22 protein-coding genes are annotated in these 25435 nt (G+C 64.2%); 8 read left to right on the forward strand and 14 right to left on the reverse strand.

Features of this window, described 5'->3' with window-relative positions; translation table 11 throughout:
* Positions 1 to 317: 317 nt before the first annotated feature.
* From EIC84_RS11390 to EIC84_RS11415, 6 genes are all read right to left on the reverse strand, one after another.
* Entirely contained in the window at positions 318 to 1655 is a 1338-nt protein-coding gene (locus tag EIC84_RS11390; RefSeq protein ID WP_003070428.1) for an enolase C-terminal domain-like protein, read from the reverse strand.
* Positions 1656 to 1692: 37 nt separating this feature from the next.
* Positions 1693 to 2658, reverse strand: coding sequence for a 2-hydroxyacid dehydrogenase (locus tag EIC84_RS11395; protein ID WP_003070429.1), 966 nt, complete (start codon positions 2656 to 2658; stop codon positions 1693 to 1695).
* A 107-nt stretch (positions 2659 to 2765) separates the two neighbouring features.
* Positions 2766 to 3725, reverse strand: coding sequence for a tripartite tricarboxylate transporter substrate binding protein (locus EIC84_RS11400; RefSeq protein WP_003070430.1), 960 nt, complete (start codon positions 3723 to 3725; stop codon positions 2766 to 2768).
* A 56-nt stretch (positions 3726 to 3781) separates the two neighbouring features.
* Positions 3782 to 4693 (reverse strand): 5-dehydro-4-deoxyglucarate dehydratase, encoded by a 912-nt coding sequence (kdgD, locus tag EIC84_RS11405; protein ID WP_003070431.1) that lies wholly within the window; start codon positions 4691 to 4693, stop codon positions 3782 to 3784.
* Between the two features lie 42 nt (positions 4694 to 4735).
* A complete protein-coding gene (locus EIC84_RS11410; protein ID WP_003070432.1) occupies positions 4736 to 5713 on the reverse strand; it encodes a tripartite tricarboxylate transporter substrate binding protein in 978 nt (325 codons plus the stop codon).
* Between the two features lie 303 nt (positions 5714 to 6016).
* On the reverse strand, positions 6017 to 6814 hold the full coding sequence (locus EIC84_RS11415; RefSeq protein WP_034363367.1) for a FadR/GntR family transcriptional regulator: 798 nt from the start codon (positions 6812 to 6814) through the stop codon (positions 6017 to 6019).
* Positions 6815 to 6915: 101 nt separating this feature from the next.
* On the opposite strand from EIC84_RS11415, the gene EIC84_RS11420 reads away from it, so the two are divergent.
* From EIC84_RS11420 to garD, 3 genes are all read left to right on the forward strand, one after another.
* The gene (locus EIC84_RS11420; protein ID WP_003070434.1) at positions 6916 to 8211 is read left to right on the forward strand and encodes a glucarate dehydratase family protein; all 1296 of its coding nucleotides are present in this window, start codon (positions 6916 to 6918) and stop codon (positions 8209 to 8211) included.
* Between the two features lie 50 nt (positions 8212 to 8261).
* Positions 8262 to 9260: a tripartite tricarboxylate transporter substrate binding protein gene (locus tag EIC84_RS11425; protein ID WP_003070435.1), complete on the forward strand. Its 999-nt coding sequence runs from the start codon at positions 8262 to 8264 to the stop codon at positions 9258 to 9260.
* A gap of 160 nt (positions 9261 to 9420) precedes the next feature.
* Positions 9421 to 10986, forward strand: coding sequence for a galactarate dehydratase (gene garD / locus EIC84_RS11430; protein ID WP_003070436.1), 1566 nt, complete (start codon positions 9421 to 9423; stop codon positions 10984 to 10986).
* A 128-nt stretch (positions 10987 to 11114) separates the two neighbouring features.
* Here garD and EIC84_RS11435 read toward each other — a convergent pair whose 3' ends face one another.
* Positions 11115 to 12653, reverse strand: coding sequence for an acetyl-CoA hydrolase/transferase family protein (locus tag EIC84_RS11435; RefSeq protein ID WP_003070437.1), 1539 nt, complete (start codon positions 12651 to 12653; stop codon positions 11115 to 11117).
* 365 nt (positions 12654 to 13018) lie between these two features.
* Between EIC84_RS11435 and EIC84_RS11440 the strand changes: the two genes are divergently transcribed.
* Positions 13019 to 13999, forward strand: coding sequence for a YihY/virulence factor BrkB family protein (locus EIC84_RS11440; RefSeq protein WP_003070438.1), 981 nt, complete (start codon positions 13019 to 13021; stop codon positions 13997 to 13999).
* 105 nt (positions 14000 to 14104) lie between these two features.
* Here EIC84_RS11440 and EIC84_RS11445 read toward each other — a convergent pair whose 3' ends face one another.
* The gene (locus EIC84_RS11445) at positions 14105 to 14878 is read right to left on the reverse strand and encodes a ferredoxin--NADP reductase (protein ID WP_003059561.1); all 774 of its coding nucleotides are present in this window, start codon (positions 14876 to 14878) and stop codon (positions 14105 to 14107) included.
* 398 nt (positions 14879 to 15276) lie between these two features.
* On the opposite strand from EIC84_RS11445, the gene EIC84_RS11450 reads away from it, so the two are divergent.
* From EIC84_RS11450 to EIC84_RS11465, 4 genes are all read left to right on the forward strand, one after another.
* The gene (locus EIC84_RS11450; protein WP_003070439.1) at positions 15277 to 16479 is read left to right on the forward strand and encodes an ABC transporter substrate-binding protein; all 1203 of its coding nucleotides are present in this window, start codon (positions 15277 to 15279) and stop codon (positions 16477 to 16479) included.
* 94 nt (positions 16480 to 16573) lie between these two features.
* Positions 16574 to 18499: an ABC transporter permease gene (locus EIC84_RS11455; RefSeq protein WP_003070440.1), complete on the forward strand. Its 1926-nt coding sequence runs from the start codon at positions 16574 to 16576 to the stop codon at positions 18497 to 18499.
* On the forward strand, positions 18496 to 19257 hold the full coding sequence (locus EIC84_RS11460; protein ID WP_003070441.1) for an ABC transporter ATP-binding protein: 762 nt from the start codon (positions 18496 to 18498) through the stop codon (positions 19255 to 19257). The genes EIC84_RS11455 and EIC84_RS11460 overlap by 4 nt, the downstream gene beginning before the upstream one ends.
* Positions 19254 to 20024, forward strand: coding sequence for an ABC transporter ATP-binding protein (locus EIC84_RS11465; protein WP_003070442.1), 771 nt, complete (start codon positions 19254 to 19256; stop codon positions 20022 to 20024). Before EIC84_RS11460 ends, EIC84_RS11465 begins: the two co-directional genes overlap by 4 nt.
* Before the next feature lie 9 nt (positions 20025 to 20033).
* Here the strand turns inward: EIC84_RS11465 and EIC84_RS11470 are convergent, their stop codons facing one another.
* The 6 genes from EIC84_RS11470 to EIC84_RS11495 all read right to left on the reverse strand — a co-directional run bounded on the left by EIC84_RS11470 (position 20034) and on the right by EIC84_RS11495 (position 25410).
* Entirely contained in the window at positions 20034 to 20603 is a 570-nt protein-coding gene (locus tag EIC84_RS11470; RefSeq protein WP_231879762.1) for a YiiX/YebB-like N1pC/P60 family cysteine hydrolase, read from the reverse strand.
* Positions 20604 to 20620: 17 nt separating this feature from the next.
* Positions 20621 to 21049, reverse strand: coding sequence for a DUF4878 domain-containing protein (locus EIC84_RS11475; protein WP_003070444.1), 429 nt, complete (start codon positions 21047 to 21049; stop codon positions 20621 to 20623).
* Positions 21050 to 21131: 82 nt separating this feature from the next.
* On the reverse strand, positions 21132 to 21989 hold the full coding sequence (locus EIC84_RS11480; protein ID WP_003070445.1) for an SDR family NAD(P)-dependent oxidoreductase: 858 nt from the start codon (positions 21987 to 21989) through the stop codon (positions 21132 to 21134).
* 71 nt (positions 21990 to 22060) lie between these two features.
* The gene (locus EIC84_RS11485) at positions 22061 to 22933 is read right to left on the reverse strand and encodes a CoA ester lyase (RefSeq protein WP_003070446.1); all 873 of its coding nucleotides are present in this window, start codon (positions 22931 to 22933) and stop codon (positions 22061 to 22063) included.
* A 22-nt stretch (positions 22934 to 22955) separates the two neighbouring features.
* Positions 22956 to 23954 carry a tripartite tricarboxylate transporter substrate binding protein BugD gene (locus EIC84_RS11490; protein ID WP_003070447.1) on the reverse strand — a complete coding sequence of 333 codons (999 nt, stop codon included), beginning with the start codon at positions 23952 to 23954 and terminating at the stop codon, positions 22956 to 22958.
* A 91-nt stretch (positions 23955 to 24045) separates the two neighbouring features.
* A complete protein-coding gene (locus EIC84_RS11495) occupies positions 24046 to 25410 on the reverse strand; it encodes an MmgE/PrpD family protein (protein WP_003070448.1) in 1365 nt (454 codons plus the stop codon).
* Between the last annotated feature and the right edge of the window lie 25 nt (positions 25411 to 25435).

Consider the following 25435-nt stretch of genomic DNA (forward strand, 5'->3'; position numbering starts at 1 on the left):
CGGCAGCGGCAGCAGCCACGGCGGTCTGCACATCGGATGCTCCGCCCTGGGCGTACGCGCCGATCAGATCGGACAGATCGCTGGGATTGGTGTTGGGGGAATAACTGTCAGCAGCCGTCCACTGGCCATTGATGAGATTGTCGTAGCGGGACATGGAGTTCTCCGTAAGAAAAAGAGGAACGCGAAGCAAGCGTCGTGCAAATCAGGGCGCGGCCCAGGCCAGAGACGCCGAGCAAGGGCCTGGCCGGCCGCGCCGCCCCGTAGCGATGGCGTCGTCCCCCTGGGGGGAAGGCGCGCAGCGCCGCAGGGGGGAGGCATTACCTCACCATGCAGGGGCGCTTGTTGTCGAACTTCCAGCCGGGGATCAGGTGCTGCATGGCAATGGCGTCGTCACGCGCGCCCAGGCCGTGCTCCAGATACAGGGCATTGGCGCGCTTGAGCGCCTCGCGGTCCACGGTCACACCCAGGCCGGGGGTCTTGGGCACCTCCACAAAACCGCCCTTGATCTGCAGGGGTTGCTGCGTGAGGTACTGGCCGTCCTGCCAGATCCAGTGTGTATCGATGGCCGTGACCTTACCGGGCACCGCGGCGGCCACATGGGTGAACATGGCCAGCGAGATGTCGAAATGGTTGTTGGAGTGCGAGCCCCAGGTCAGGTCCCAGTCGCGGCAGGTCTGGCCCACGCGCACCGAGCCGGCCATGGTCCAGAAATGGGGGTCGGCCAGCGGGATGTCCACGGACTGCAGCGACAGGGCATGCACCATCTGGCGCCAGTCGGTGGCGACCATGTTGGTGGCCGTTGGCAGGCCGGTGGCGCGGCGAAATTCAGCCATGACCTCGCGGCCCGAGAAACCGCCTTCGGCGCCGCAGGGGTCTTCGGCATAGGCCAGCACGCCGCGCATATCGCGCATCAGGCGGATGGCGTCCTTGAGCAGCCAGCCGCCGTTGGGGTCCAGGGTGACGCGTGCCTCGGGGAAACGCTTGGCCAGCGCGGTCACGGCTTCGACTTCCTGCTCGCCGGCCAGCACGCCGCCCTTGAGCTTGAAGTCGTTGAAGCCGTAGCGTGCGTAGGCCGCTTCGGCCTGGCGCACGATGGCCTCGGGCGTCATGGCCGTCATGTGGCGCACCTGGGTCCAGTCGTCCGTGCCCAGCTTGTCTTCGCCGGGCTTGACGTAGTCCAGGCCGGTCTTGTCGCTGGGGCCCACGAAGAACAGGTAGCCCAGCATTTCCACGCGATCGCGCTGCTGGCCTTCGCCCAGCAGTGCGGCCACGGGCACGCCCAGGTGCTGGCCCAGCAGGTCCAGCAGGGCGGATTCGATGGCCGTGACCGCGTGCACGCCGATGCGCAGGTCAAAGGTCTGCAAGCCGCGGCCGCCGGTGTCGCGGCCTTCCAGGGATTTCTGCAGCTCTTGCAGCAGCTGCAGGTGCTGGCCGATGGAGCGGCCGATCAACGCCTGCTTGCTGTCCTCCAGCGCCTGGCGAATGCCTTCGCCGCCCGGCACCTCGCCCACCCCGGTACGGCCCGCGCTGTCGTGCACCAGCACGATGTTGCGCGTGAAGTAGGGCGCATGCGCGCCGCTGAGGTTCATGAGCATGCCGTCGCGGCCGGCGACGGGAATGACTTCGATGGCGGTGATGGTCGGGGTAGTGGACATGGGAAGACTCTTCAACAGACTCGGAGGGAAAGGGACATCACTGCGCGGCGGACCAAGGCACCTCGGCCGCTGGGCGGCCCGTGGCGATGAACTGCTGCAGATTCAGCAGCACCAGGTCGGCCATGGCACGGCGGGTTTCGTGGGTGCCGCTGGCGATATGGGGTGCCAGCACCACGTTGTCCAGGGCCAGCAGGGCCGGCAGGGGGCGGGGCTCGTCCTCGAATACGTCGAGGCCCGCACCGGCGATGCGCTTGTTCTCCAGGGCATCGGCCAGGGCGACCTCGTCGACCACGCTGCCGCGGGCCACGTTGACCAGGAAGCCCTGCGGGCCCAGCGCGGCCAGCACTTCGGCATTCACCAGGTGGCGCGTGCCTTCACCGCCGGCGGCGGTGATGACCAGGATGTCGGCCCAGCGCGCCAGCTCCAGCAGCGAGGGCAGGTACTGGTAGGACGAGCCTTCGACGGGGCGGCGGTTGTGGTAGGCCACTTCCATGTCGAAGCCCGAGGCGCGGCGCGCCACGGTGCTGCCGATGCGGCCCATGCCGAAGATGCCCAGACGCTTGCCGCTGGCGCGGGTGCGGATGCCAAAGCGGCCCCGGCTCCAGTCGCCGCGGCGCACGAAACGGTCGGATTCGCTGAGGCCGCGTGTAGCGTCCAGCAGCAGGGCAAAGGCCAGGTCGGCCACACAGTCGTCGAGCACGCCGGGCGTGTAGCCCACACGCGCGCCGCGGCGCAGCAGGGCATCCTTGTCCAGGGCATCGAAGCCCACGCCGAAGCTGCTCACGAACTTGAGCTTTGGCAGAGCGTCGACCACATGGGCGGGCAGGCCCATGGCGGCCGAGGTGACCAGGTATTCGAACTGCGCTCCATGCTCGGCCAGGAAACGGTCGGGATCGGCTTCCTGAGAAAGGATATGTACGTCATAGGCCTGAGCCAGTTCGGCGTCGAGTTGGGCCAGTGGCATCTGGCCGTATTGAAGAACGCGTGGTCGGATGGTCGCCATGCCTTGAAATCCTTGGAACTTGCGGGGACTGAAAGCCCCGGTGAAAAGGGCCTGCGTGGTGGCTGGCCTGCGGGAAACGGCCTGGGGGCCGTCCCGTTGTTTCTAGCTCAATCTGCGGTGATCTTGCGGGTATGGATCAGTTGCTTCCAGCGCTCGTTCTCCTGTGCCTGAAAGCGCGTGAATTCTTCGGGCGTGTTGCCCACGATTTCCAGCCCTTGTTCCACAAAGCGCTTGCGGATGTCGGGCTGCTGAACGGCGGCAATCGCGGCCTTGGACAATCTGGCCTTCACATCGACCGGCAGGCCCTTGGGAGCGGCCATGCCTTGCCACGAATAGACCTCGGCCCCCTTGACGCCGGACTCGGCCAGTGTGGGCACATCGGGCAGCACGGGCGAACGCTGGGTTCCGGTCACGGCAATGGCGCGCAGCTTGCCGCTACGCAGATGGGACAGCACGGCGTTGACGTTCTGGAACGAGAAATCCACCTGACCACCCAGCAGATCGGTGATGGCCGGTGCTCCGCCCTTGTAAGGCACATGCACGGCTTCGGTACCCGTTTGCTGCCAGAACAGCTCGGCCGACAAGTGGTCCGAGGAACCATTGCCGGAGCTGGCAAAACTGATCTTGCCGGGATTGGCCTTGAGCGCGGCGATCACCTCGCTCACGCTGCGGGCCTTTTGCGTCGGGCTGGCGACAAGCACATTGGGCGCCTGCACGGGAATGGTGATGTAGTCGAAATCCTTGCCGGCGTCATAGGGCACGTTCTTCACCATATGAGGGGTCACCACGAAAGGGCCCAGCGAAGCCACCAGCAGGGTGTAGCCATCGGCCGCGGCGCGCTTGACGGCTCCCGCACCGATGGTGCCCGTGGCTCCAGGACGGTTTTCCACGACAAAGGGCTTGCCCAGTTGCTCGCCCATGCTCAGGGCTAGGGCACGCGCCACGGTGTCGGTGGAGCCACCGGCCGGGAAGGGCACGATGATGTTGACGGGCTTGTCGGGAAAGCTGCTGGCCGCCTGGGCGGCCAGGGCCAGGGTGGCACCCAGCGTGATCAGTATTTTTTTCATGCCTTGTCTCCTGAAGACGCAGGGCCCGGTTCTTGGCCTGGCCCCTGCATCGGGTCTTATTGCGGGCCGAGCTTGTCGATCAGGACCTTGAGTTCTTCCATCTCGGCAGGCTTGAGGTCGGTCAGGGGAGCGCGCACGGGACCGGCATCGTGGCCGACCAGCTTGGCGCCGGCCTTGATGATGCTCACGCCATAGCCTTCGACACGGTTGCGGATCTTCAGGTAGGGCATGAAGAATTCCTTGAGCAGCTTGTGCTGTGTGGCCTGGTCATCGCTGCGCACGGCCTCGTAGAACTGCATCGCCGTCCTGGGGATGAAATTGAAGACGGCAGAGGAGTAGACGGGCGTACCCAGAGCCTTGTAGGCGGCCGCATAGACCTCGGCCGTGGGCAGTCCGCCCAGATAGGCGAAGCGATCACCCATCTTCATGAAGATGGAGGACATGGTCTCGATATTGCCCAGGCCGTCCTTGAAGCCCACCAGGTTGGGGCAGCGCTCGGCCAGGATGGCCAGGGATTCGGGCGTGAAACGCGAACGGTCGCGGTTGTAGACGATGACGCCGAACTTCACGCTCTTGCAGACCTGCTCCACATGGGCGATCAGGCCTTCCTGGCCGGCTTCGGTCAGGTAATGAGGCATCAGCAGAATACCGTGGGCGCCCAATCGTTCGGCCTCCTGGGCATGGGCGATGGCGTTGCGGGTGGGGCCGCCGGCGCCGGCGATGATGGGCACCTTGCCGCGGCAGGTATCCACGGCGGTCTTGATGATCTGGCCGTATTCCTCGCCATACAGCGAGAAGTATTCGCCCGTGCCACCGGCAGCGAACAGGGCACTGGCGCCGTAGGGAGCCAGCCATTCAAGGCGCGCGGCATAGCCCCTGGCATTGAAGTTGCCCTGGGCATCGAAGTCCGTCACGGGGAAGGACAGCAGGCCGGAACTCATCACGTCTTTGAGGTCTTGGGGTGTCATGGTAATCCTTGAAAAGAGGAGAGCAAAAAAAGATCTGGCAGCTCAGTCCAGCTGCAGTTGGGCGGCTTGCACCACGGCGCGCCAGCGCGCGCGCTCGGCGTTGAAGAATTTGTCGGTTTCGGCGGGCGTCATCGTGACGACCTCGGCACCCTGGCCGGTCAGTCGGGAGCGGACCTCGGTGGAGCGGATGGCAGCGAGCAGCACCTGGTTCACACGCTGCACCACGGCTTCAGGCGTCTTGGCGGGCAGCACCACGCCCTGCCAGGTGCCCGAGGCAAAACCCTGTGCGCCCTGCTCCGCCAGCGTCGGCACATCGGCGATCAGCGGCATGCGGGTGTTCTTGGAAATGCCCAGCAGCTTGAGCTTGCCGCTTTGCACATGCGGATAGGTGGCCAGCATGCCGTTCATCAGCACCTGGGTCTGGCCTGCCACCGTGTCCTGGACCGACTGCACACCGCCCTTGTAGGGCACGTACACCCATTTGGCGCCAGTGATGCGGGCCAGCTCCACGCCAGCGAGATGGGGGGCACTGCCCGATGCGGTGACGGCAAAGTTCAGGTCCTGCTTCTTGGACAGCTCCACCAGCTCCTTGAGATTGCTGGCCTGGACGGAGGGATGCACCACCAGCATATGGGGCGAATAGGCCAGCATGGCTGCACCGCGCAGCGCCTTGGAAGGATCGAAGCTGAGCTTGGTATAGATGGAGGGAGAGATGGCCAGCGCGCCGAGATCGCAGAGCAGCCAGGTATAGCCGTCGGCCGGTGCCCGGGCGACGAACTCAGCGCCCAGATTGCCATTGGCGCCGGGCTTGTTGTCGATCACCACGGTCTGCTTGAGCTCCTGGGAGATCAGCTGCCCGATGGAGCGCGCAATGATGTCGGAGCTGCCGCCGGGCGGATAGGGAACGACCAGACGGATGGGCTTGCTGGGCCAGGCATCGGCAGCCAGCAATGTGGACGACAGCAAACCGCCGGCCGCCAGGGCCAGTAGAGAGCGCAGAAAGTGCGTGCGTCGGACCATGGTGAAATGTCTCCCTGTTGTGGTCAGTCATCATACAACTAGGTTTTTTTGAACACCAAGAGATTTTTTCTAAGGGTAAGCACGGGTCGCTGCCGTCTACCAGGCTTTGGTCTTCGTCATTTTCATCCAAGAAATATGCGTCAAACTCAATCCCTAAGATCGTTTTAAGCTATAAATTTGGAAGCGTTTCCAAGTACTCGGCTCAGCGGCGCACTGCGGTCGCTACATGCCGCGGGCGGTCCGCCGCGCTTTGCTGCGGAGTGCCTCTTCCATCTGGCGCCCGCCCAGGCCAGGGTTTCGGAATCAGGACTCTGCGCTCAGACTCAGGCGCTGGGCCAGGCGCAAACGCTCCCGCGAATTGGTCAGATGGATGCGCATGGCGGCGCGTGCCGAATCGGCATCCTGGCGCACGATGGCGGCATAGATCTCCTCGTGCTCGCGGTTCACCCGGCGCAGATAGTCGGGATCGCGTGCCGGCGTATGCATGGAGGCGATGCGATTGCGCGGAATCAGCAGCGTTCCGAAATGCTGCAGGATGTCCTGGAAATACCGGTTGCCTGTGGCCTGCGCGATGCTCAGGTGAAAGGCCAGATCATGCTCGACGGTGTCGTGCCCCAGGGCGAAATGATGCTCGAACTCCTGCAGAGCCTCGCTCATGACCTTCAGATGGACTTCGCTTCGGCGCTGGGCAGCCAGACCCGCAGCCTCGGTCTCCAGACTGATGCGCAGCTCCAGCACGGCCAGCACATCGACGGACTCGCTGAGCTCGCGCGCGCTGAGCATGGGGCTTGCGCTCTGACGCGCGGGCAGCACAAACGTGCCTATGCCATGGCGGGTTTCGACCAGCCCCGCAGCCTGTAATTTGGACAAGGCTTCGCGCACCACGGTGCGGCTGACGTCATAGCTGCGCACGAGTTCGGACTCGGTGGGCAGCTTGTCCCCCTCATGCAGCAGGCCCTGGCGGATCTTGTGCTCGAACTCCTCGGACAACAGATTCGCCAGACTGCGGCTGCCCTTGCTGGTTTTGCTGCGCAGCGTGTACCCCTCCGTCAGCGGCAAAGACGGGCTTGATTGGGGTAATTCCGATGTCTGAGTACTCATGAGCCTGATGATAATGGCTTTCAGTTGTACGACAACATACCACAAAGACTCTCTATTTCAACTTCGGCCCGCAGCTCCTGCGCCGCATCAGTCATCTCAAGATGAGCACTTCTCACCAGATCCGCCACATCCGCATCACGCCGATTGCCTTCCGTGATCCGCCGCTGCTCAACGCCGCCGGCATTCACGAGCCCTGGGCACTGCGCTCCATCATCGAGATCGAGACCGCCTCCGGTCTGGTCGGCATCAACGAGAGCTATGGCGACCAACCCATGCTGGATGCCCTGGCCAAGGCCGCACCGGCCCTGGTCGGGCTCTCGCCCTGGGCCCTCAATGAAATGGAGGCCCGTGTCGCCGCCCTGGTCACTCCGCCCAAGCTCACGGCCTCGGAATTTCTGGGTCAGCAGGTCTCGCTGGCTCCTGGCACCCATGTCTCCAAGACCGTGGCCAAGGTGGTCAGCGCCTTCGAGGTCGCCATGCTGGACCTGCAGGGCCAGATGGCCCAGGCCCCCATCGTCGACCTGCTGGGCGGAGCCGCACGCGACCGCGTGCCCTACTCGGCCTATCTGTTCTACAAATACGCCGAGCATGTGGGCCAGCCCTATGCACCCGACGCCTGGGGCGAAGCCCTAACGCCGGCCCAGCTCGTGGCCCAGGCCCGGCGCATGATCGACCAATACGGTTTCCAGAGCATCAAGCTCAAGGCCGGCACGCTGCCGCCCGAGCAGGAAGCTGCCGGCATCCTGGCGCTGGCCGAGGCTTTCCCCGGAACACCGCTGCGCATCGACCCGAATGGCAACTGGACCGTGGAAACCAGCCTGAAGATCGTTCAGCAGTTGCGCGGCGTGCTCGAGTACTACGAGGACCCGGCCCCGGGCTTGGACGGCATGGCCGCCGTGGCACGCGAGTGCGATGTGCCCCTGGCCACGAATATGGTAGTGACGGACTTTGCCGAGTTCCGCCGCAACGCCGACATGGGCTGCCCCGTGAAGATCGTACTCAGCGATCACCATTACTGGGGCGGCCTGCGCGCCACACAGCGCCTGTCCACGCTGTGCCGCACCTTCGACCTGGGCCTGTCCATGCACAGCAACTCCCATCTGGGCGTGAGTCTGGTGGCCATGACGCATCTGTGCGCCAGCGTGCCCCTGCTGACCTATGCCTGCGACACCCACTATCCGTGGCAGGACGAGGAAGTCGTCGAAGGCGGCCGCCTGCAGTTCGAGCAGGGCAGCCTGCGCGTGCCCACCACGCCCGGCCTGGGCGTGAGCCTGGACCGCGAGGCCCTGGCCCGGCTACACGACAACTATCTGCATTGCGGCATCCGCAACCGCGACGACCTGGGGCAGATGCGCAAGTACGACCCCGCGTTCACCGGCCACCAGCCGCGCTTCTGAACCCGCTTCCACGCCATTCCAACGACAAACCCTTCCCGGAGACAAGCACCATGCAACGCCGCACACTCATCCAACAATCCCTCGCCAGCGCCCTGCTGCTGGGCACGGCCCTGGCCGCCATGCCCGCCGCCGCGCAGGGCAACTGGCCCACGGGCAAGCCCATCACCTATCTGGTGCCGTTCCCCCCCGGCGGCAATACCGACACCCTGGCGCGCGTGATTGCGCAGCCGCTGAGCAAGGCCCTGGGCACGCCCGTGGTCATAGAGAACAAGGGCGGCGCCGGCGGCAGCGTGGGCTCGGCCCTGGCGGCACGCGCCCCGGCCGACGGCTACACCATCCTGGGCGGCACCATCAGCTCGCACGCCATCAATGTCAGCCTGTACTCCAAGCTGGACTATGACCCCGTCAAGTCCTTCACGCCCGTCGCCATGCTCGGCTCCGGCCCTCTGGTGCTGGTAGTGCCTGCCTCCAGCCCCTACAAGACTCTGGCTGACGTGCTGGCCGGCAGCAAGGCCAAGGCCTCGTCGGGCGGCCTGACCTCGGCCTCTCCAGGCAACGGGACCTCCAACCACATGGCGCTGGAACTGCTGGCCTACCAGACCGGCGTGAAGTTCACCCATGTGCCCTACAAGGGCAGCGGTCCCGCCGTGCAGGATGTCATGGGCGGACAGGTGGACATGATGTTCGACACTGCCCTGGTCGTCGGCCCGCACATCCAGTCCGGCAAGCTGCGCCCCATCGCCGTGAGCAGCTCCAAGCGCCTGGAATCGCTGCCCGATGTACCGACGATCGCCGAAGCCGGCGAGAAGGGTTTCGACATGGGCTCCTGGCAGGCCGTTTTCGCCCCTGCGGGCACGCCCAAGCCCATCGTGGACCGCCTGCATGCCGAAATCCTGAAGATCGTCGCCACCCCCGAAGTCCAGGCCCGCCTCAAGAACTTCGGCATGCTGCCGTCGAACATGAGCACCGTCGAGCTGGCCGACTACCAGAAGGCCGAGGTGAGCAAGTGGGCCAAGGTGATCAAGTCTGCAGGAATAAAGGCTGAATGACCCCCTGAGGCGCTTCGCGCCTTCCCCCTTCTCGCTTCGCGGAGGGGGACAACGCCTTCGCCGCGAGGCGGCTCTTGCTCGGCGTTCCTGAGTTGGGACGTGAAGTTTGCGAGGGCTGCCCTCCGATTGCGACAGGCACCTAGGAAATTGAGACATTGCCATGAGTACCCCACTACCGCTTTCCATCACCATGCACGCGGCCGACAACGTGGCCATCGTGGCCAATGACGGCGGCCTGCCTGCGGGCACCGTGCTGCCGTCCGGCCTCACGCTGCTCGACAAGGTGCCGCAGGCGCACAAGGTGGCGCTGGTGGACATTCCCGAGGGCGGCGAGGTGCGCCGCTACAACGTGATCATCGGCTATGCGCTCAAGCCCATTGCCGCCGGCAGCTGGGTGCACGAGCGCTTGCTACAGATGCCCGAGGCACGCTCGCTTGAGGGCCTGCCCATCGCCACCGTCAAGCCGCCCGTGCTGGAGCCGCTGACAGGCTATAGCTTCGAGGGCTACCGCAATGCGGACGGCACGGTAGGCACGCGCAACATCCTGGCCATCACCACCACGGTGCAATGCGTGGCCGGGGTGCTCGACTTTGCCGTGCGCCGCATCAAGTCCGAGCTGCTGCCCCAATACCCCCATGTCGACGACGTGGTGGGCCTGGAGCACAGCTATGGCTGCGGCGTGGCCATCGACGCCGTGGGCGCCGAGATCCCGCAGCGCACGCTGCGCAATATCAGCCGCAACCCGAACTTCGGCGGTGAGGTCATGGTGGTCAGCCTGGGCTGCGAAAAGCTGCAGCCCGAGCGCCTGCTGCCGCCGGGCAGCTTTCCCATCGTCGACGAGCGCGAACCAGCACTCGATGTGGTCTGTCTGCAGGACGAGGCCCATGTGGGCTTTATGTCCATGATCGACTCCATCATGCGCCAGGCCGAGCAGCATCTGCGCCGCCTCGACGCCCGCCGCCGCGAAACTGTACCCGCCAGCGCCCTGGTGGTAGGCGTGCAATGCGGGGGCAGCGACGCCTTCAGCGGCGTCACGGCCAACCCGGCCGTGGGCTTTTGCACCGACCTGCTGGTGCGCGCGGGCGCCACCGTGATGTTCAGCGAGGTGACCGAGGTACGCGACGGCATCGACCAGCTCACCTCGCGCGCCGCAAGCCCCGAGGTGGCCGAAGCCATGATCGAGGAAATGGCCTGGTACGACGCCTATCTCGACAAGGGCCGCGTGGACCGCAGCGCCAACACCACGCCGGGCAATAAAAAAGGCGGATTGTCGAACATCGTCGAGAAGGCCATGGGCTCCATCGTCAAGAGCGGCACGGCCCCCATCACCGGCGTGCTGTCGCCGGGCCAGCGGCTGGCCGATCGCGACATCAGCCAGGGTCTGGTCTATGCTGCCACGCCGGCCAGCGACTTCATCTGCGGCACGCTGCAACTGGCGGCGGGAATGAACCTGCATGTCTTCACCACGGGCCGCGGCACGCCTTACGGTCTGGCACAGGTGCCGGTGATCAAGGTGGCCACGCGCAGCGATCTGGCGCGACGCTGGCACGATCTGATGGATATCAACGCCGGACGCATTGCCGACGGCGAGGCCACGATCGAAGACATAGGCTGGGAAATGTTCAGGCTGATGCTCGATGTCGCCAGCGGTCGCAAAAAGACCTGGGCCGAACATTGGCAGTTGCATAACGCGCTGGTGCTGTTCAACCCGGCCCCGGTGACCTGAAGCCGTACAGCGCCCTCACCTCTGAAACGCCTACAAATCCAGAGCGCTTTGCGAAGCCGCCATCCGGGTTGCAGACAGCATCACCAGAAACGCTGCCATGGCAGCGTTTCTGGTTTGGGCATGCGCCCTCAGGCCTGCATGGAGCCCGTCTTCAAATAGCGCTGATGCCAGGCATAAGCCTGGTCGAGCAAATGTGGCGTGTGCTTGCCCGGTGCATCGCGCAGCGCGCGCTCCAGGTACTCGCTCATCGCCGCCTTGTAATCGGGATGCACGCATTTCTCGATGATCAGACGCGCGCGCTGCACCGGAGCCAGGCCGCGCAGATCGGCCAGGCCCTGCTCGGTCACGATGACCTGCACGTCGTGCTCGGTGTGATCGACATGGGAGACCATGGGCACGATGCAGCTGATCTTGCCGTCCTTGGCCGTGGATGGCGTCATGAAGATGGACAGATAGGCGTTGCGTGCAAAGTCGCCGCTGCCGCCAATGCCGTTCATGATGGACGAGCCCATGACATGCGTGCTGTTGACGTTGCCGTACATATCGGCCTCGATCAGCGCGTTCATCGAAATCAAACCCATGCGGCGGATCAACTCCGGGTGGTTCGATATCTCCTGCGGGCGCAGCATAATGCGCTGGCGGTAATAGTCGATGTTGACCAGAAAGCGCTCCATGGCCGCCGGACTCAGCGCCAGCGAGGTGGTCGATGCGGTATCTAGCTTGCCCGACTCCAGCATGTCCAGCATGCCGTCCTGCAGAACCTCGGTATAAGCATTCAGGTGGTCGAACGGGCCCTTGTTCAACCCCGCCAGCACGGCGTTGGCGATATTGCCAACGCCCGACTGCAGAGGCAGCAACTCTGGCGGCAAGCGGCCCGCCTTCACCTCGTGCTGCAAAAAGTCGATGATGTTCTCGGCAATGCGCATGGAGCCTTCATCGGGTGCCGTGAATGCCGCCAGCCTGTCGCGCTGGGCAGTGGGCACCACGGCAATCACCTTGCTCGGATCGCAATGCAGATAGGGCTCGCCGATGCGGTCGAACGGATGCTCCATGGGTATGGGCTTGCGCTTTGGCGGCACGGCCGCGCCGTAGTAGATATCGTGCATGCCTTCGAGTTCGGCGGGCTGTGCGCTGTTGACCTCGAGAATGATCTTGTCGGCCTGCTCCAGCCAGGTCTTGTTGTTGCCCACCGAGGTCGACGGAATCAGGCGACCGTCTGGCAAGACTCCCGCAACCTCGATCACCGCCACGTCAAGATGACCAAGGAAGCCGAACCACACATGCTGCGCCACATGGGACAGATGGATGTCCACATACTGCATGCGGCCCTCGTTGATCTCCTTGCGCACTGTTGGGTCCGACTGATAGGGCAGACGGCGTTCAATGCCATGTACCTTGGCCAGTGCGCCATCGAGTTCGGGCGAGGTCGAAGCCCCCGTCCACAGACTGATGCGGAAGTTTCCGCCGTTGGCGTTGCGCTCTTCAATGCGGCGTGCCAGTGCCTGGGGCACAGCCTTGGGTGCACCTGCGGGTGTGAAGCCGCTCATGCCCAGCGTCATGCCGGATTGAATCAGGCCGGCGGCCTGGTCCGCCGTCATGATGCGCTCGCGCAAGACAGGGCAAAGCACGCGATCTGCAGGAGAAGCGGTGGAAAAGGAAGTCTGCATGTAATGTGTCTCGTCTTGCCAGCCTTCTTGAAGAGGGATGGTATTTTTTTGTAGTTCAATGGTTGCACTTTGACTGGTGCAAACCCGGATTGAACTACGACACACAGAGAGTCGCCAAGCGTAGTTGACTAGAGAAAACCCCGATGCGCTTTCTTTAAAGAAGCCGCCGAAGTTGGATTCATAACTCAAAAAAGTGAGCATTCATCGCTCAACGGATAAAGGATGAAAACTTGAAACCGCTGAAATCGACCACCATGGCAGAGTTGCCAGAATGCAGGCGGAAATTACAAAATATTTGCCTGTACTCACTGCCAGCAGACATAGGCTGACAAAACCACCATGGTTCAGCAACCAGAATTCGACACATGGCTTTTGATACCTCCGGCTGGCAGCACAAGCTGCGACGCCTCGCCCACCCCCTGCAACCGCTGATCGACTCCGTACAGCTCTGGCTGCAGGCCGACGGTCTGCGCATGAGTGCCGCCATGTCGTTTTACGGCATGCTGAGCCTAGCGCCGCTGTTGCTGGCCGTCGTGGGGCTGCTGGGCTGGTGGCTGGATCGCAGCTATGTGGAAAGCACCTTGATCAGCCAGATACAAAGCGTGGTCGGGGAGCGCGCGGCACAGCTCGTCAAGAGCGCTCTGGCCAGCGCCCAGAATGCCAATCAGGGCTCGCTAGCGTCCGTACTCGGTCTGGTGATGATGCTCTCGGGCGCCACCGGTGTATTTGTGGAGCTGCAGGCTTCGCTGGACAAGCTCTGGTCCATGGGCGAAGAGTCTCGCCCGCAGGAAAACAAGCCCTGGTGGAGCATGGCCATCTCACGTCTGTGGGGATTGAGCTATGTCGTGGGCCTGGGCTTTTTGCTGCTGGTGTCCATGGTGCTTTCGACCGCCATCCAGATGATCACCAAATGGGCCAATGACGAGTTGCAGCTTGTGCCGCTGGGCCCGCTGATGGGACTGATCAACGAGGGCCTGTCCTTCTGCATTGCGGTGCTGCTGTTCTGGGGTCTGATGCGCATGGGTACCGGCATCAAACCCGTCACCAGATACCTGCTGCTGGGCTCGCTGACGGGAGCAGCCCTGTTCACCATCGGCAAACAGGCCCTGGCCTGGTATCTGTCCACCGCCGCCGTGGTATCGGCCTATGGCGCAGCCGGCTCGCTGGTGGTCGTGCTGATGTGGTTTTATTTCACCTCGGCCATCCTGCTGTTCTCGGCCGCCACGGCCAAGGCCTGCAGCAAATCCAAGGTCCAGTTGGGCATCCCGTTTGTCTCGCGCAAGCCGTCCAGCACCACACCCATGGATGTGCAGCGTCTTCCCGAAAATGCAGGGGAGAACATATGAAGCCGCCGAGATCGACTGCCATACCTGGGCTCGCAACCATCTGCGTCATGTCGACAATGTAAAAAGGCCTGCTGATGCAGGCCTTTTGCTCGGGGCGAGGTGGAATCACTTTTCCACAAATGCACGCTCAATGACGAAGTCGCCGGGCGTGGTGGTGTTGCCTTCCTTGAAGCCTCGCTTTTCCAGCAGTTCCTTGAGCTCGGACAGCATGGCGGGGCTGCCGCAGAGCATGACGCGATCGGTCTCGGGATTCAGATCGGGCAGACCCAGGTTTTGCGGGAAGGTGCCGTTGTTGATCTGGGCCGAGATACGGCCCTGGTTGCGGAAGGGCTCGCGTGTCACCGTGGGGTAGTAGTGCAGCTTGCCCTTGACGATATCGCCGAGGAATTCATGCTCGGGCAATTCCTTCTCGAACAGCTCCTGATAGGCCAGCTCCTGCACCTGACGCACGCCATGCACCACGACCACGTTGTCGAAACGCTCATAGGTCTCGGGGTCTCGCGCCACAGCCAGCCAGGGAGCCAGGCCGGTGCCCGTGCCGATCAGATACAGATTCTTGCCGGGCAGCAGATAGTCGATCAGCAGCGTGCCTGTGGGCTTCTTGCCCACGATGATGGTGTCACCCACCTGGATGTTCTGCAGCTTGGAAGTCAGAGGGCCTTCGGGAACCTTGATGGACAGGAACTCCAGATGCTCTTCGTAATTGGGGCTGGCGATGGAGTAGGCGCGCAGCAGGTTCTTGCCATCCACCTTCAGGCCGATCATGGTGAAGTGGCCGTTGGAAAAGCGCAGCGATGTGTCGCGGGTGGTGGTGAAGGAGAAAAGACGGTCGGTCCAGTGGTGGACGGACAGCACGCGTTCTTCAAGAAAAGCACTCATGATTCGTCTGAAATAAAAACTCTAAGCAGAAAACCTGCGCGGCAAATGCTGGGCGGTGGCGGGGCACTGCAGGTCAGAGCTGCTAGCGCGTTGGCTGCCGGTTGCCAAGCGGGACAAGACCTATATTGTCCGGCAATTGCACAGAAACGGGTGAATCACACATGAATGTCTTGAGATCGAATAGTGATAAGCAGAATGAAGCTGTCCGATACCGCGGTATCGACGAAAAACTGCCCCGCCGTTCTTGACTCAGGGAAAACGCTGCTCTAGGATCATTCCCCACGCGCTTTGAACAAGCGCTTTATTTGTCTATATAAATGCTCAAATTGAGCATTAGTGATTGCGGCGACCCTGTGTCTCAGGCCATGGTCGCCCATCTAGCACCAAGGAGAATGACAATGCAGCTGCGCTGGTCCCTGCCCCTGCTGACACTGGCCGCCCTGCCCGCCTGGGCACAGGGCGTGATCAAGATTGGCGAAATCAACAGCTACAAGGCTCAACCCGCGTTTCTGGAGCCCTACAAAAAGGGAATGGAACTGGCGGTTGAACAGGTCAATGCCGCAGGCGGCATTGCCGGCAAGAAGCTGCAGCTCATCGTGCGCGACGACAACGCCACGCCGGGCGATGCCGTGCGTGCCGCCGAAGAGCTCTACACGCGCGAAAAGATCGATGTGCTCACGGGCAGTTTTCTCTCGCATGTGGGCCTGGCACTGACCGATTACGCCAAGCAGAAAAAGCGCTTCTTCCTCGCCTCCGAGCCGCTGACCGACAAGATCGTCTGGGCCGACGGCAATCACTACACCTACCGTCTGCGCGGCTCCACCTATATGCAGACCGCCATGCTGGTGGAGGAAGCGCTCAAGCTCAAGAAGAAGCGCTGGGCCATCGTCTACCCCAACTACGAATACGGCCAGTCCGCGGTTGCCACCTTCAAGACGCTGATGAAGGCCAAGCAGCCCGATATCGAGTTTGTGGCCGAGCAGGCACCTGCGCTGGGCAAGATCGACGCCGGCTCCGTCGTGCAGGCGCTTGCTGACGCCAAGCCCGATGCCATCTTCAACGTGCTGTTCGCCACCGACCTGGGCAAATTCGTGCGCGAAGGCAATACACGCGGCCTGTTCAAGGGCCGTGAAGTCGTGGGTCTGCTGACGGCAGAACCCGAATACCTGGATCCGCTCAAGAAGGAAGCGCCTGTCGGCTGGACCGTGACCGGCTACCCCTGGTATTCCATCAACACCCCCGAGCACGCTGCCTTCCTCAAGGCCTATCAGGCCAAGTTCAAGGACTACCCGCGTCTGGGCACCATCGTGGGCTACAACGCCATCCAGTCGATTGCTGCGGGCCTGCGCAAGACCAAGGGCGACCCCGACACCGAGAAACTGATTGCGGCCTTCAAGGGCCTGGAAGTCGCCACACCTTTCGGCCCCATCACCTACCGGGCACAGGACAACCAGTCCACCATGGGCGCCTATATCGGCAAAACCGCCTATGACGAAAAGCTGGGGCGCGGCGTGCTGGTCAACTACCACTATGCCGACGGCAAGAACTACCAGCCCACGGACGAGGAAGTGAAGAAGCTGCGCCCCGTGACAGCGAACTGATTTCGCTTCGGCGAAAATACCAGGCCACCTGCACTGCAGCAGGTGGCTTTTTCATCTCTGAACACACTATGTCGAGCTTCAGGAGCTACGCAGCATGAGTGCATCCGGCCTGCTGGCCCAGTTGCTCAACGGACTGGCCAGCGCATCGTCGCTGTTTCTGGTTTCGGTCGGGCTGTCGCTGATCTTCGGTGTCACCCGCACCATCAACTTCGCCCATGGCTCGTTCTATATGCTGGGTGCCTTCATCGCCTACAGCAGCGTGGACCTGCTCTCGCCCCATATCGGCTTCTGGCCCGCGCTGCTGCTGGCTCCGCTGGCCTGCGGCGCACTCGGGGCGCTGACCGAGACACTGCTTCTGCGTCGCATCTACAAGGCGCCAGAGCTGTTTCAGCTGCTGGCCACGTTTGCGCTGGTACTGGTCATCAAGGATGCTGCGCTGTGGCTGTGGGGCCCCGAGGAACTGTTCGGCCCGCGTGCCACAGGGCTTGAAGGCTCGGTGGAGATTCTGGGCCGCCAGTTCCCCACTTACGATCTTTTCTTGATAGCGGTCGGTCCCTGCGTCCTCCTGGGCCTGACGCTTTTGTTGACCAGGACCCGCTTTGGCACCCTGGTGCGTGCCGCCACGCAGGACCGCGAAATGGTGGGCGCCCTGGGCGTCAACCAGGCCTGGCTGTTCACCGCCGTCTTCGCACTGGGTACGCTGCTGGCAGGCCTGGGCGGAGCGCTGCAGCTGCCGCGCGAGCCCGCGAGCCTCGAGATGGACATGCTCACCATTGGCGCCGCGTTTGTGGTGGTCGTGGTCGGCGGTATGGGCAGCATACCGGGCGCCTTCATTGCCGCGTTGCTGGTGGCAGAGCTCAAAGCCGTCTGCATCTGGCTGGGCGTGCAGGAGATTGCGGGCTTCGAGCTATCGTTCTCCAAGCTCACGCTGGTGGTGGAGTTCCTGGTCATGGCCGTGGTGCTGATCTGGCGGCCCTGGGGCCTGCTGGGCAAGCCACAGGCGCTGGCTCGCAACGCGGGCGAGCCTGAACAACCTCTGCGCCGCTCGGGGCGCGGCGCAACGGCCGCCTGGCTGGGTTTGCTGAGCGCGCTGGTGCTGCTGCCGCTGACGACGGGTGTCGCCGAAGGCGGCAGCTATGCCACCGTGCTGCTGGCCGATATCTTTGTCGCCGCGCTGTTTGCGAGCAGTCTGCACTTCATACTCGGGCCTGGCGGCATGCACTCCTTCGGTCACGCGGCCTACTTTGGCCTGGGTGCCTACGGTGCGGCACTGCTGGTGCGTACGCTGGATCTGCCCATGGAAGCGGCGCTGCTGCTCGGCCCCCTGGCCGCCGCTGCGGGCGCCCTGCTCTATGGCTGGTTCTGCGTGCGGCTGTCGGGCGTCTATCTGACCATGCTGACGCTGGCGTTTGCGCAGATCAGCTGGGCCATCGTCTTTCAGTGGGATGACTTCACGGGCGGCAGCAACGGCCTGACCGGCGTCTGGCCCCCCGACTGGGCATCGCAGGGCCCGGCGTTCTACTGGCTGGCTCTGGGCATCTGCGCGCTTGGCATCTATCTGCTGCGCCGCCTGCTGTTTTCTCCTCTGGGCTATGCGCTGCGCGCATCGCGCGACTCGGCTCTGCGGGCCGATGCCATCGGCATCGACGTGCGCCGCATTCAGTGGACGGCATTCGTGATCGCCGGGCTGTTTGCCGGTCTGGCCGGAGCGCTGTTTGCCTTCAGCAAGGGCGGCGTTGCGCCCGACACCATGTCTGTCACCAAGTCGGTGGATGCACTGGTCATGGTGCTGCTGGGCGGCGTGCAGACACTGGCCGGCCCCGTGGTGGGCGCGGCCGCCTTTACCTGGCTGCACGACACCGTGGCACGCAACACCGAATACTGGCGCGCGCTGATGGGGGCGACCATGCTGATTCTGGTGCTGCTGGCACCGCAGGGCATTGCAGGCTATGCACAACTGCTGTGGTCGCGCACATGTGGCAAGGTATGCGGCAAGGACAAAGCAGGAGCCAGGACATGAACCTGCTGCAAGTACAGAACCTCAGCAAGGCCTTTGGCGGCGTGAAGGCCGTGCAGCAGGTCTCATTCAGCCTGCAGGCAGGCGAGCTGCTGGCCCTGATCGGCCCCAACGGCGCCGGCAAGAGCACCACCTTCAATATGGTCGGCGGCCAGCTGCCGCCCGACAGCGGCCAGGTGCTGCTTAACGGCCGTTCCATCACCGGCCTGCCGCCGCGCGCCATCTGGCGCAAGGGCGTGGGACGCACCTTCCAGATTGCACAGACTTTTGCCTCGCTCAGCGTGGTGGAAAACGTGCAGATGGCCTTGCTGTCGGCCGATCGCAGGATCTTCAGTTGGTGGCCGCGTGCCGCCAGCCACCGGCGTGCGGACGCCCTGGCCCTGCTGGAACAGGTGGGCATGGCGGCTCAGGCCGATCGCCCCTGCAGCGCTCTGGCCTATGGCGATGTGAAGCGAGTGGAGCTGGCCATGGCGCTGGCCCATGATCCGCTGCTGCTGCTCATGGACGAACCCACGGCCGGCATGGCCCCGGGCGAGCGTGTGGCCCTGATGCAGCTGACGCGCCAGCTGGCGCAGCAGCGCCGCATGGGCGTGCTGTTTACCGAACACAGCATGGACGTGGTTTTCGGTCAGGCCGACCGTGTGGCCGTGCTGGTGCGCGGCCAGCTGCTGGCCGAAGGTAGGCCGCAAGCCATTCGCGACGACGCGCGCGTACAGCAGGCCTACCTCGGTACCGGCCTCGTTCTTGAAAAACAGCAATGAATCAAATGCATAGCAACCAGCGCTTGATGGATAAGGGCAAGAGCCCCAAATTGCTTGAAGTTCAGAACCTCGATGCCTGGTATGGCGCGGCCCATATCCTGCATCAGGTATCACTGGCCGTGGGACGCGGCGAGGTCGTGGCGCTGATGGGTCGCAATGGCGCTGGCAAGTCCACCACGCTCAAAAGCATTGCCGCCCTGGTTCCGCGCCGCGAGGGCAGCATTCGCTTCATGGGAGAGGCGATAGAGAAAAAAGCCTCGCACCAGATCGCGCAGCGCGGCCTGGGCTATGTGCCCGAGGATCGCCGCATCTTCACCGAGCTGACGGTGCTGGAGAACCTCGAGGTCGGCAAGCAAAAGCCTCGCCTCTGGCCCGACGGCCAGGCCGTGCCGCACTGGACGCCCGAAAAGCTTTTTGCGCTGTTCCCCAACCTGGGCGAGATGCCCGAGCGCCTTGGCGGGCGCATGAGCGGTGGCGAGCAGCAGATGCTGAGCGTGGCCCGCACGCTGATGGGCCAGCCCTGTCTGGTGCTGCTGGACGAGCCCTCCGAGGGGGTTGCTCCGCTGATCGTCGAGCAGATGGCGCGCACGATTCTGGAGCTGAAGGCACAGGGCATAGGCATCTTGCTCAGCGAGCAGAACCTGCCGTTTGCCGAAGTCGTGGCCGACCGGGCCTATGTGCTGGAAAAAGGCCAGATCGTGCACGCGGCCAGCATGGCCGAGCTGGCGAGCGACAAGGCGGCACGCCAGCAATATCTGGGCGTCTGAAACCCTGGTCTAGCGTAACGACAGCAAGGGCGTCAGCGGGCGCAAACGGGATGAGCGCAGCAGCTTGCCGGGCAGCAGGTAGCTCCCCCCGAAAATCGGCAGTTCCACTTCGGTGAAAACCACCTCTAGATCCACGCCGCTTTGCAGCCAGGCCTGCCAGACCAGCGTGGTGCAATAGACGCCCTGGCCCGAACCCTGCAGCTGAAACGGCTTACCCTGCTGCGCCATGGCCCAGGCCACGGCCCGCTCACGCGTGCCGGGGTCTGCCGTGACCTGATACAGGCGAAAGGCCTGAGCGCGCTGAACGCCCAGGAAAAAGTCCAGCGAATCCAGCACCACGGCATCGGGCTGGCCCTCGCGTTCGGACGGCGTGGCATGCAGCACCTGCCAGTGACCGGGCCGGCCCACCAGCATGCCCACATGGCTGAAGTCACCACCGTCCACGGCCTGCACCAGTTGGCTGACGTTCTCCGTACCCTGGCGAAAGATCAGATCACCCGGCGCAGCCTGCGGCGGCAGCTGCGGCGTTGCAAAAGCCAGGCCAGCACAGCAGGCCGACAGCGCCATCACAGCGGCCATTGCCAGCCGCCGAGAAATCACAGCTGCACTTTCCAGACGCCCTGTTCCTGGAACAGATTGATGCGCTCGCGGCGGGTGCTGCCATCACGATAGCTGACCAGCACCCTGAGCTTGATGACCTGCTCCTCCTCGGAAACTATTCTTTCCACCACTTCCACCTTGGCCAGACCGCCCTTGGCGTCGATCATTCCCTTGGCGCCAGCCAGCATGCGGCGCAGCTTGTGCTCAAAACTCGCCAGCTGATTCCTGGAAATATTGCGTGCCGAGATCAGGGCAATGCAGGTGTCGAAATCGCCAGCCGCCATCAGCGCGTAAAAGCGCTGGATCAGCGCATCCTGGCTTTGTTCGGGGGTAGTCGTGGCACAGGCCGACAGCCCCAGAGCCAGGGGCAGCGAAAAGGAGAAATGCAGACAGCAGCGGCGGGAAAGGGAGACAGAAGCAGACACGGACCGGGTACAGCAAAAGCAAAGAAGGCCGCAGTGTAGTCGCCACAACGGCCCTGCTCTTGCGTGCAGTCAGTGCACCGGCCTATTCGACCACCACTGGGCTGAACTCCGGTGGCGCGCCGAAGTAGGCACGCGGCGACGCAGGCTGCGCGCCATCGATGTCCTGCACGCCATACTCGCTGGCCAGCTCGGCCGTATAGAACACGCCGCCGGAGCGCTGCTCCAGACAGTCGGCATCGCCATGCAAGGCCAGTACCACCCGACCTATGAATTGCGGCGTTTCGGCGCTGTCGAAGCTGTCGCCGTACTTGTCGGGCTCGGCCGCGCAGACGCGTTCGGAGCGCTCGGTCCTGACCAGTCCGGGCCAGAGCGAAACCACACTCACGCCGGCAGGCCTGAAATCGTTGGCCATGTCGAAGCTCATCTTGTCCGTGCCGGCCTTGCCCGCGCCATAAGCCGGCCCATGCATATAGCAGCGGCTGCCTGCCGACGAGATATTGACCACCAGGCCGCGCGCCGCGATCAGCAGGCCGGCCGCGCAATGACTGGCCACGTAGGTGGAACGCAGACCCACATCGAGCAGCCCTGTCATCTCCAGCGGCTTTTGCCAGAAGGGGCCGGGAACGGTCAGCGCATCGGGAATCGCAATCGCACAATTGACCAGAATGTCGAGCCGGCCATGCTCGCGGCGCACACGCTCGAACAGCGCCGCCACCTGGACATCATCGCCATGGTCACAGGCCACGGCAATGCCGTGGCCGCCGGCTGCCGTCACATCGGCAGCTGTTCTGCCTACCGTGCCGGGCAGCGGCGAGTCGCCCTCCTTCACGCTGCGCCCCGTCACATAGACGGTTGCACCCGACGCACCCAGCGCCAGCGCCACACCCCGGCCCACGCCACGGCTGGCCCCCGTCACCACACATATCAAAGCCTGGTTCATGCTCTTTCCTTTGTGTCTTGAAGCAGCATGAATCTGGAGCAAACTGCGGCGCCCGGCAACGTCTGATAAGACTATGCCTTGCGATGCATGCGCTGCTGTGCCCGGGCGTGACGAGCCAACGTCTGCTGTGCCATGTGGAGCACCGGCGCATCGACCATGCGGCCGTCCAGCACGCAGACACCGCCGCCAGCCTCGGACAGCGCTTGGCACAGGCGCTGCGCATGGGCCACGGCTGCGGGGTCGGGGTCGAAGACGGCGTGCAGGGGCTGCACCTGGGCCGGGTGAATGCACAGCTTGCCGCCAAAGCCCATGCGCCTGGCGCGCGCCGCGTCCAATGCCAGTCGTTCGGGGTTGCTCGTTTCCACGGTCACGCCGTCCACGACCGCGCCAATGCCGGCGCGGCGCGAGGCCAGGACCAGGGCCATGCGCATGGGCAGCAGCTCTTCCTCCTCCAGCCCGCAGGCCATGCCTGCATCGACCTGGAAGTCCAGATGGCCGAAGGCCAGCCGCACCACCTGAGGACCCGCGGCCAGGGTAGCCGCAGCGTCCAGTCCGGCCACGCTCTCGATCAGGGGCAGCAAGGCCGCCTGTGCCCCCGCAGCCCGGGCCACCGCATGCAGGGTCTGGGCACGCTCGGCCTTGGAGACCACGACGCCGGCCACGCCCATCTCCACCAGCTGCGTCAGCGCGCGCAGGTCCTCGGCATGCCAGGGTGTGCCTTCGGCGTTGATGCGCACCAGCAGGCGTGCGCGCTGCGTGCCTTCCAGCGCTTCCACGGCCTGGGCCAGCGCCTGGCGCGCGCCCTCCTTGTCGGCCGGTGCCACGGCATCCTCCCAGTCGGCGATCACCATGTCGGCACCGCTGTCCATGGCCTTTCCAAGGCGTTCGGGTCGCGTGGCAGGAACGAAAAGAAAGGAGGTGGCCTGTCGCGCCAGATCGTGCATGCGTATGTCCTTGAAGAATGGCTTATTCGGCTGAAACGCCGGCGGCCTTGATGACCTTGTTCCAACGCACCACTTCGGCCTGCAGATGGGTGCGCAGGCCTTCGGGCGTGGCCTTCTCAGGCGAGACCAGGTCGGAGCTGAGTTCGGCGATGCGCTTTCTGACGTTCTCGTCCTTGATGGCCACGTTCAGTGCCTTGTTGATGGCCATGACCACCTCCTTGGGCGTGCCCTTGGGCGCATACATGCCATGCCAGACCTTGACATCAAAGCCCTTGAGGCCTTGCTCGTCCAGCGTCGGAATGCTGGGCAGGGACGACAGACGTTGAGGCGTGGTCACGCCGAAGACCTTGGCGCGCTGACCGTCCTTGATCACGGGCACGGTCTGGGTGGTCTGGTCGCACAGCAGGTCCACCTGGCCGCCCATGAGGTCGTTCATGGCAGGGCCCGCGCCCTTGTAGGGAACGGTGGTGAGCTTGACGCCCGCCTGGTGCATGAACAGCATGCCGCACAACTGGGACACGGCACCGATACCGGCATTGGCCAGCGAGACCTTGTCCTGGTTCTTCCTCACGTAGTCCAGCAGCTCGGCGAAGTTGCTGGCCGGGAAGTCCTTGCGCGACAACAGGGTCATGGGCACATCCAGCACCTGGCCGATGTACTCGAAGTCCTTGAGCGGGTCATAGGGCAGCTTCTTGTACAGCGCGGGTGCCGTGGCCATGCCCATGTGGTGGATGAGGATGGTGTAGCCGTCCGCCTTGGCCTTGGCCACGCGGGCCGGTGCAATGGTGCCGCCCGCGCCCACGGTGTTTTCCACCAGCACGCTCTGGCCCAGCACCTGCCCCATGGGGATGGCCAGCAGGCGCGCCACCACGTCGGTAGGTCCGCCCGCACTGTAGGGAACGACAAGGACAACCGGCTTCTCCGGCCAGGAACTGGCTTGGGCGCCGGCGCATGCCGCCAGCGCGCAGGCGGCGGCCGCTGCGTGAACAAGGCGGCGGCGGAAAGGGTTTGTGCTTTGCATGGTTTGTCTCCTGTGCACTTTGGTGGAAGCGGGAGGCGCTCTGTGACGGCGCCTTTCCCGTGGATCCGCCGGCCTGGACCGGCGGGAAAACTCAGTCCAGCAGGCGCCGCACGCGCGGCCATTGCGCGACCTGCCACTGCCTTGCCACCGCTGCCTGGGCATGCTCGGCGGGCACATGGCCGCCGTAGGCGATCAGCCGCAGCGCCTTGGCCGTGATTTCCTCGCGCGACAGCGTGTTGCCGGGGTCGCCCTTGGGTTCGTCGACACGGCCCTTGAGCAAACGGCCATCGGTGGTCTGCACGCTGACCTTGCCTATCCAGCGTCGGGGATAGGCAGCGTCGACCTCGGCATCAAGCTCCATGCTCACCTTGTCGCGCAGCGCCACGGTTTCCTGTGCCAGATAGTCGCGGTCGAACTCCGTCAGACCCGCATGGCCGTGACGCGCCGCCAGCGCCAGCACGGTACCCATGGAAAACTTGCTCTGGTGCACGGTGCTCGGCCTGACCACGGGGCCGAGCACATCGATGGCGCCCTGATGCACATGACAGGTGACCTGGGCCAGGTCGGCGGGGGTCAGGTCATGGTCCTGCATGACCTGCAGCAGCGCATCGGCGGCCGGGTGGGTGTGGCGGCATGAGGCATGCCATTTGAACGAGGTCTCGGCCGTGGCCCAGCGTGTGCCCAGCCCGTCGCTGAGCCGTGCCGGGTCGGCATCCGTGGACATGCCTGCCGCCAGTCCCTGCGGCCCCGTGAAGATGTCCTGTGCGCCCGTGAAACCGTCCTGCGCCAGATAGGCCGACATCAGGCCCGCGGCGGCAGCATGCGCCGTGTGCAGCTGCTTGCTGTCGGCGCCTGTGCGCAGAAACTCCCACAGCCCCGCCGACTGCGTGCCGGCCGAGCCGAAGGCATGCTGCATCTGCTCGGGCGTCAGCTTGAGCAGACGGCCCACGGCGGCAGCCGCCGCCAGCGTGCCTGCCGTGGCCGTAGTGTGGAAGATGCGGTAGTGGCTGCGGCCCAGAAACTCGCCCACCCGGATGCCGACCTCATAGCCGGCCACACAGGCCTGCATAAGCTCGACGCCGCTGGCACCAAGGCTCTGCGCCACCGCCAGCGCGGGTGGGAAGACCACGGCCGCAGGGTGGAACACCGAGCCGTTGTGCACATCGTCCTGCTCGGCCACATGCGAGGCAGCGGCGTTGGCCTGGGCCGCCATCAGAGGTGAACTGGTGGCGGCACTGCCCAGTATCTCGCAGGGGCCCGCGGCCGGGCCCTGGGACAGCGCGAAGCGCGTGATGCTCTGCACGGGGCGCGCGTTCTGGCCTGCGAGAGCGGAGCCGAACCAGTCCACCCACAGATCCTCGGCGCGGCGCTGCACCTGCAGCGGGACATCCTCCCAGCACAGCATGGCCGCGAACCGGGCCAGCGGATGAATGCTCACTTGGGTCCCGTTCTTCATGGAATCACTCCCGCGCATACGCTGC

Source organism: Comamonas sp. A23, assembly GCF_004522605.1.
Classification (GTDB): Bacteria; Pseudomonadota; Gammaproteobacteria; order Burkholderiales; family Burkholderiaceae_C; genus Comamonas; species Comamonas thiooxydans.

What these genes read in the sequence shown, in the direction of transcription:
- EIC84_RS11390 (WP_003070428.1), bottom strand. Translation starts at nt 1,655, where the DNA reads ATGTCCACTACCCCGACCATCACCGCCATCGAAGTCATTCCCGTCGCC.
- EIC84_RS11395 (WP_003070429.1), bottom strand. Translation starts at nt 2,658, where the DNA reads ATGGCGACCATCCGACCACGCGTTCTTCAATACGGCCAGATGCCACTG.
- EIC84_RS11400 (WP_003070430.1), bottom strand. Translation starts at nt 3,725, where the DNA reads ATGAAAAAAATACTGATCACGCTGGGTGCCACCCTGGCCCTGGCCGCC.
- kdgD (WP_003070431.1), bottom strand. Translation starts at nt 4,693, where the DNA reads ATGACACCCCAAGACCTCAAAGACGTGATGAGTTCCGGCCTGCTGTCC.
- EIC84_RS11410 (WP_003070432.1), bottom strand. Translation starts at nt 5,713, where the DNA reads ATGGTCCGACGCACGCACTTTCTGCGCTCTCTACTGGCCCTGGCGGCC.
- EIC84_RS11415 (WP_034363367.1), bottom strand. Translation starts at nt 6,814, where the DNA reads ATGAGTACTCAGACATCGGAATTACCCCAATCAAGCCCGTCTTTGCCG.
- EIC84_RS11420 (WP_003070434.1), top strand. Translation starts at nt 6,916, where the DNA reads ATGAGCACTTCTCACCAGATCCGCCACATCCGCATCACGCCGATTGCC.
- EIC84_RS11425 (WP_003070435.1), top strand. Translation starts at nt 8,262, where the DNA reads ATGCAACGCCGCACACTCATCCAACAATCCCTCGCCAGCGCCCTGCTG.
- garD (WP_003070436.1), top strand. Translation starts at nt 9,421, where the DNA reads ATGAGTACCCCACTACCGCTTTCCATCACCATGCACGCGGCCGACAAC.
- EIC84_RS11435 (WP_003070437.1), bottom strand. Translation starts at nt 12,653, where the DNA reads ATGCAGACTTCCTTTTCCACCGCTTCTCCTGCAGATCGCGTGCTTTGC.
- EIC84_RS11440 (WP_003070438.1), top strand. Translation starts at nt 13,019, where the DNA reads ATGGCTTTTGATACCTCCGGCTGGCAGCACAAGCTGCGACGCCTCGCC.
- EIC84_RS11445 (WP_003059561.1), bottom strand. Translation starts at nt 14,878, where the DNA reads ATGAGTGCTTTTCTTGAAGAACGCGTGCTGTCCGTCCACCACTGGACC.
- EIC84_RS11450 (WP_003070439.1), top strand. Translation starts at nt 15,277, where the DNA reads ATGCAGCTGCGCTGGTCCCTGCCCCTGCTGACACTGGCCGCCCTGCCC.
- EIC84_RS11455 (WP_003070440.1), top strand. Translation starts at nt 16,574, where the DNA reads ATGAGTGCATCCGGCCTGCTGGCCCAGTTGCTCAACGGACTGGCCAGC.
- EIC84_RS11460 (WP_003070441.1), top strand. Translation starts at nt 18,496, where the DNA reads ATGAACCTGCTGCAAGTACAGAACCTCAGCAAGGCCTTTGGCGGCGTG.
- EIC84_RS11465 (WP_003070442.1), top strand. Translation starts at nt 19,254, where the DNA reads ATGAATCAAATGCATAGCAACCAGCGCTTGATGGATAAGGGCAAGAGC.
- EIC84_RS11470 (WP_231879762.1), bottom strand. Translation starts at nt 20,603, where the DNA reads ATGGCCGCTGTGATGGCGCTGTCGGCCTGCTGTGCTGGCCTGGCTTTT.
- EIC84_RS11480 (WP_003070445.1), bottom strand. Translation starts at nt 21,989, where the DNA reads ATGAACCAGGCTTTGATATGTGTGGTGACGGGGGCCAGCCGTGGCGTG.
- EIC84_RS11485 (WP_003070446.1), bottom strand. Translation starts at nt 22,933, where the DNA reads ATGCACGATCTGGCGCGACAGGCCACCTCCTTTCTTTTCGTTCCTGCC.
- EIC84_RS11490 (WP_003070447.1), bottom strand. Translation starts at nt 23,954, where the DNA reads ATGCAAAGCACAAACCCTTTCCGCCGCCGCCTTGTTCACGCAGCGGCC.
- EIC84_RS11495 (WP_003070448.1), bottom strand. Translation starts at nt 25,410, where the DNA reads ATGAAGAACGGGACCCAAGTGAGCATTCATCCGCTGGCCCGGTTCGCG.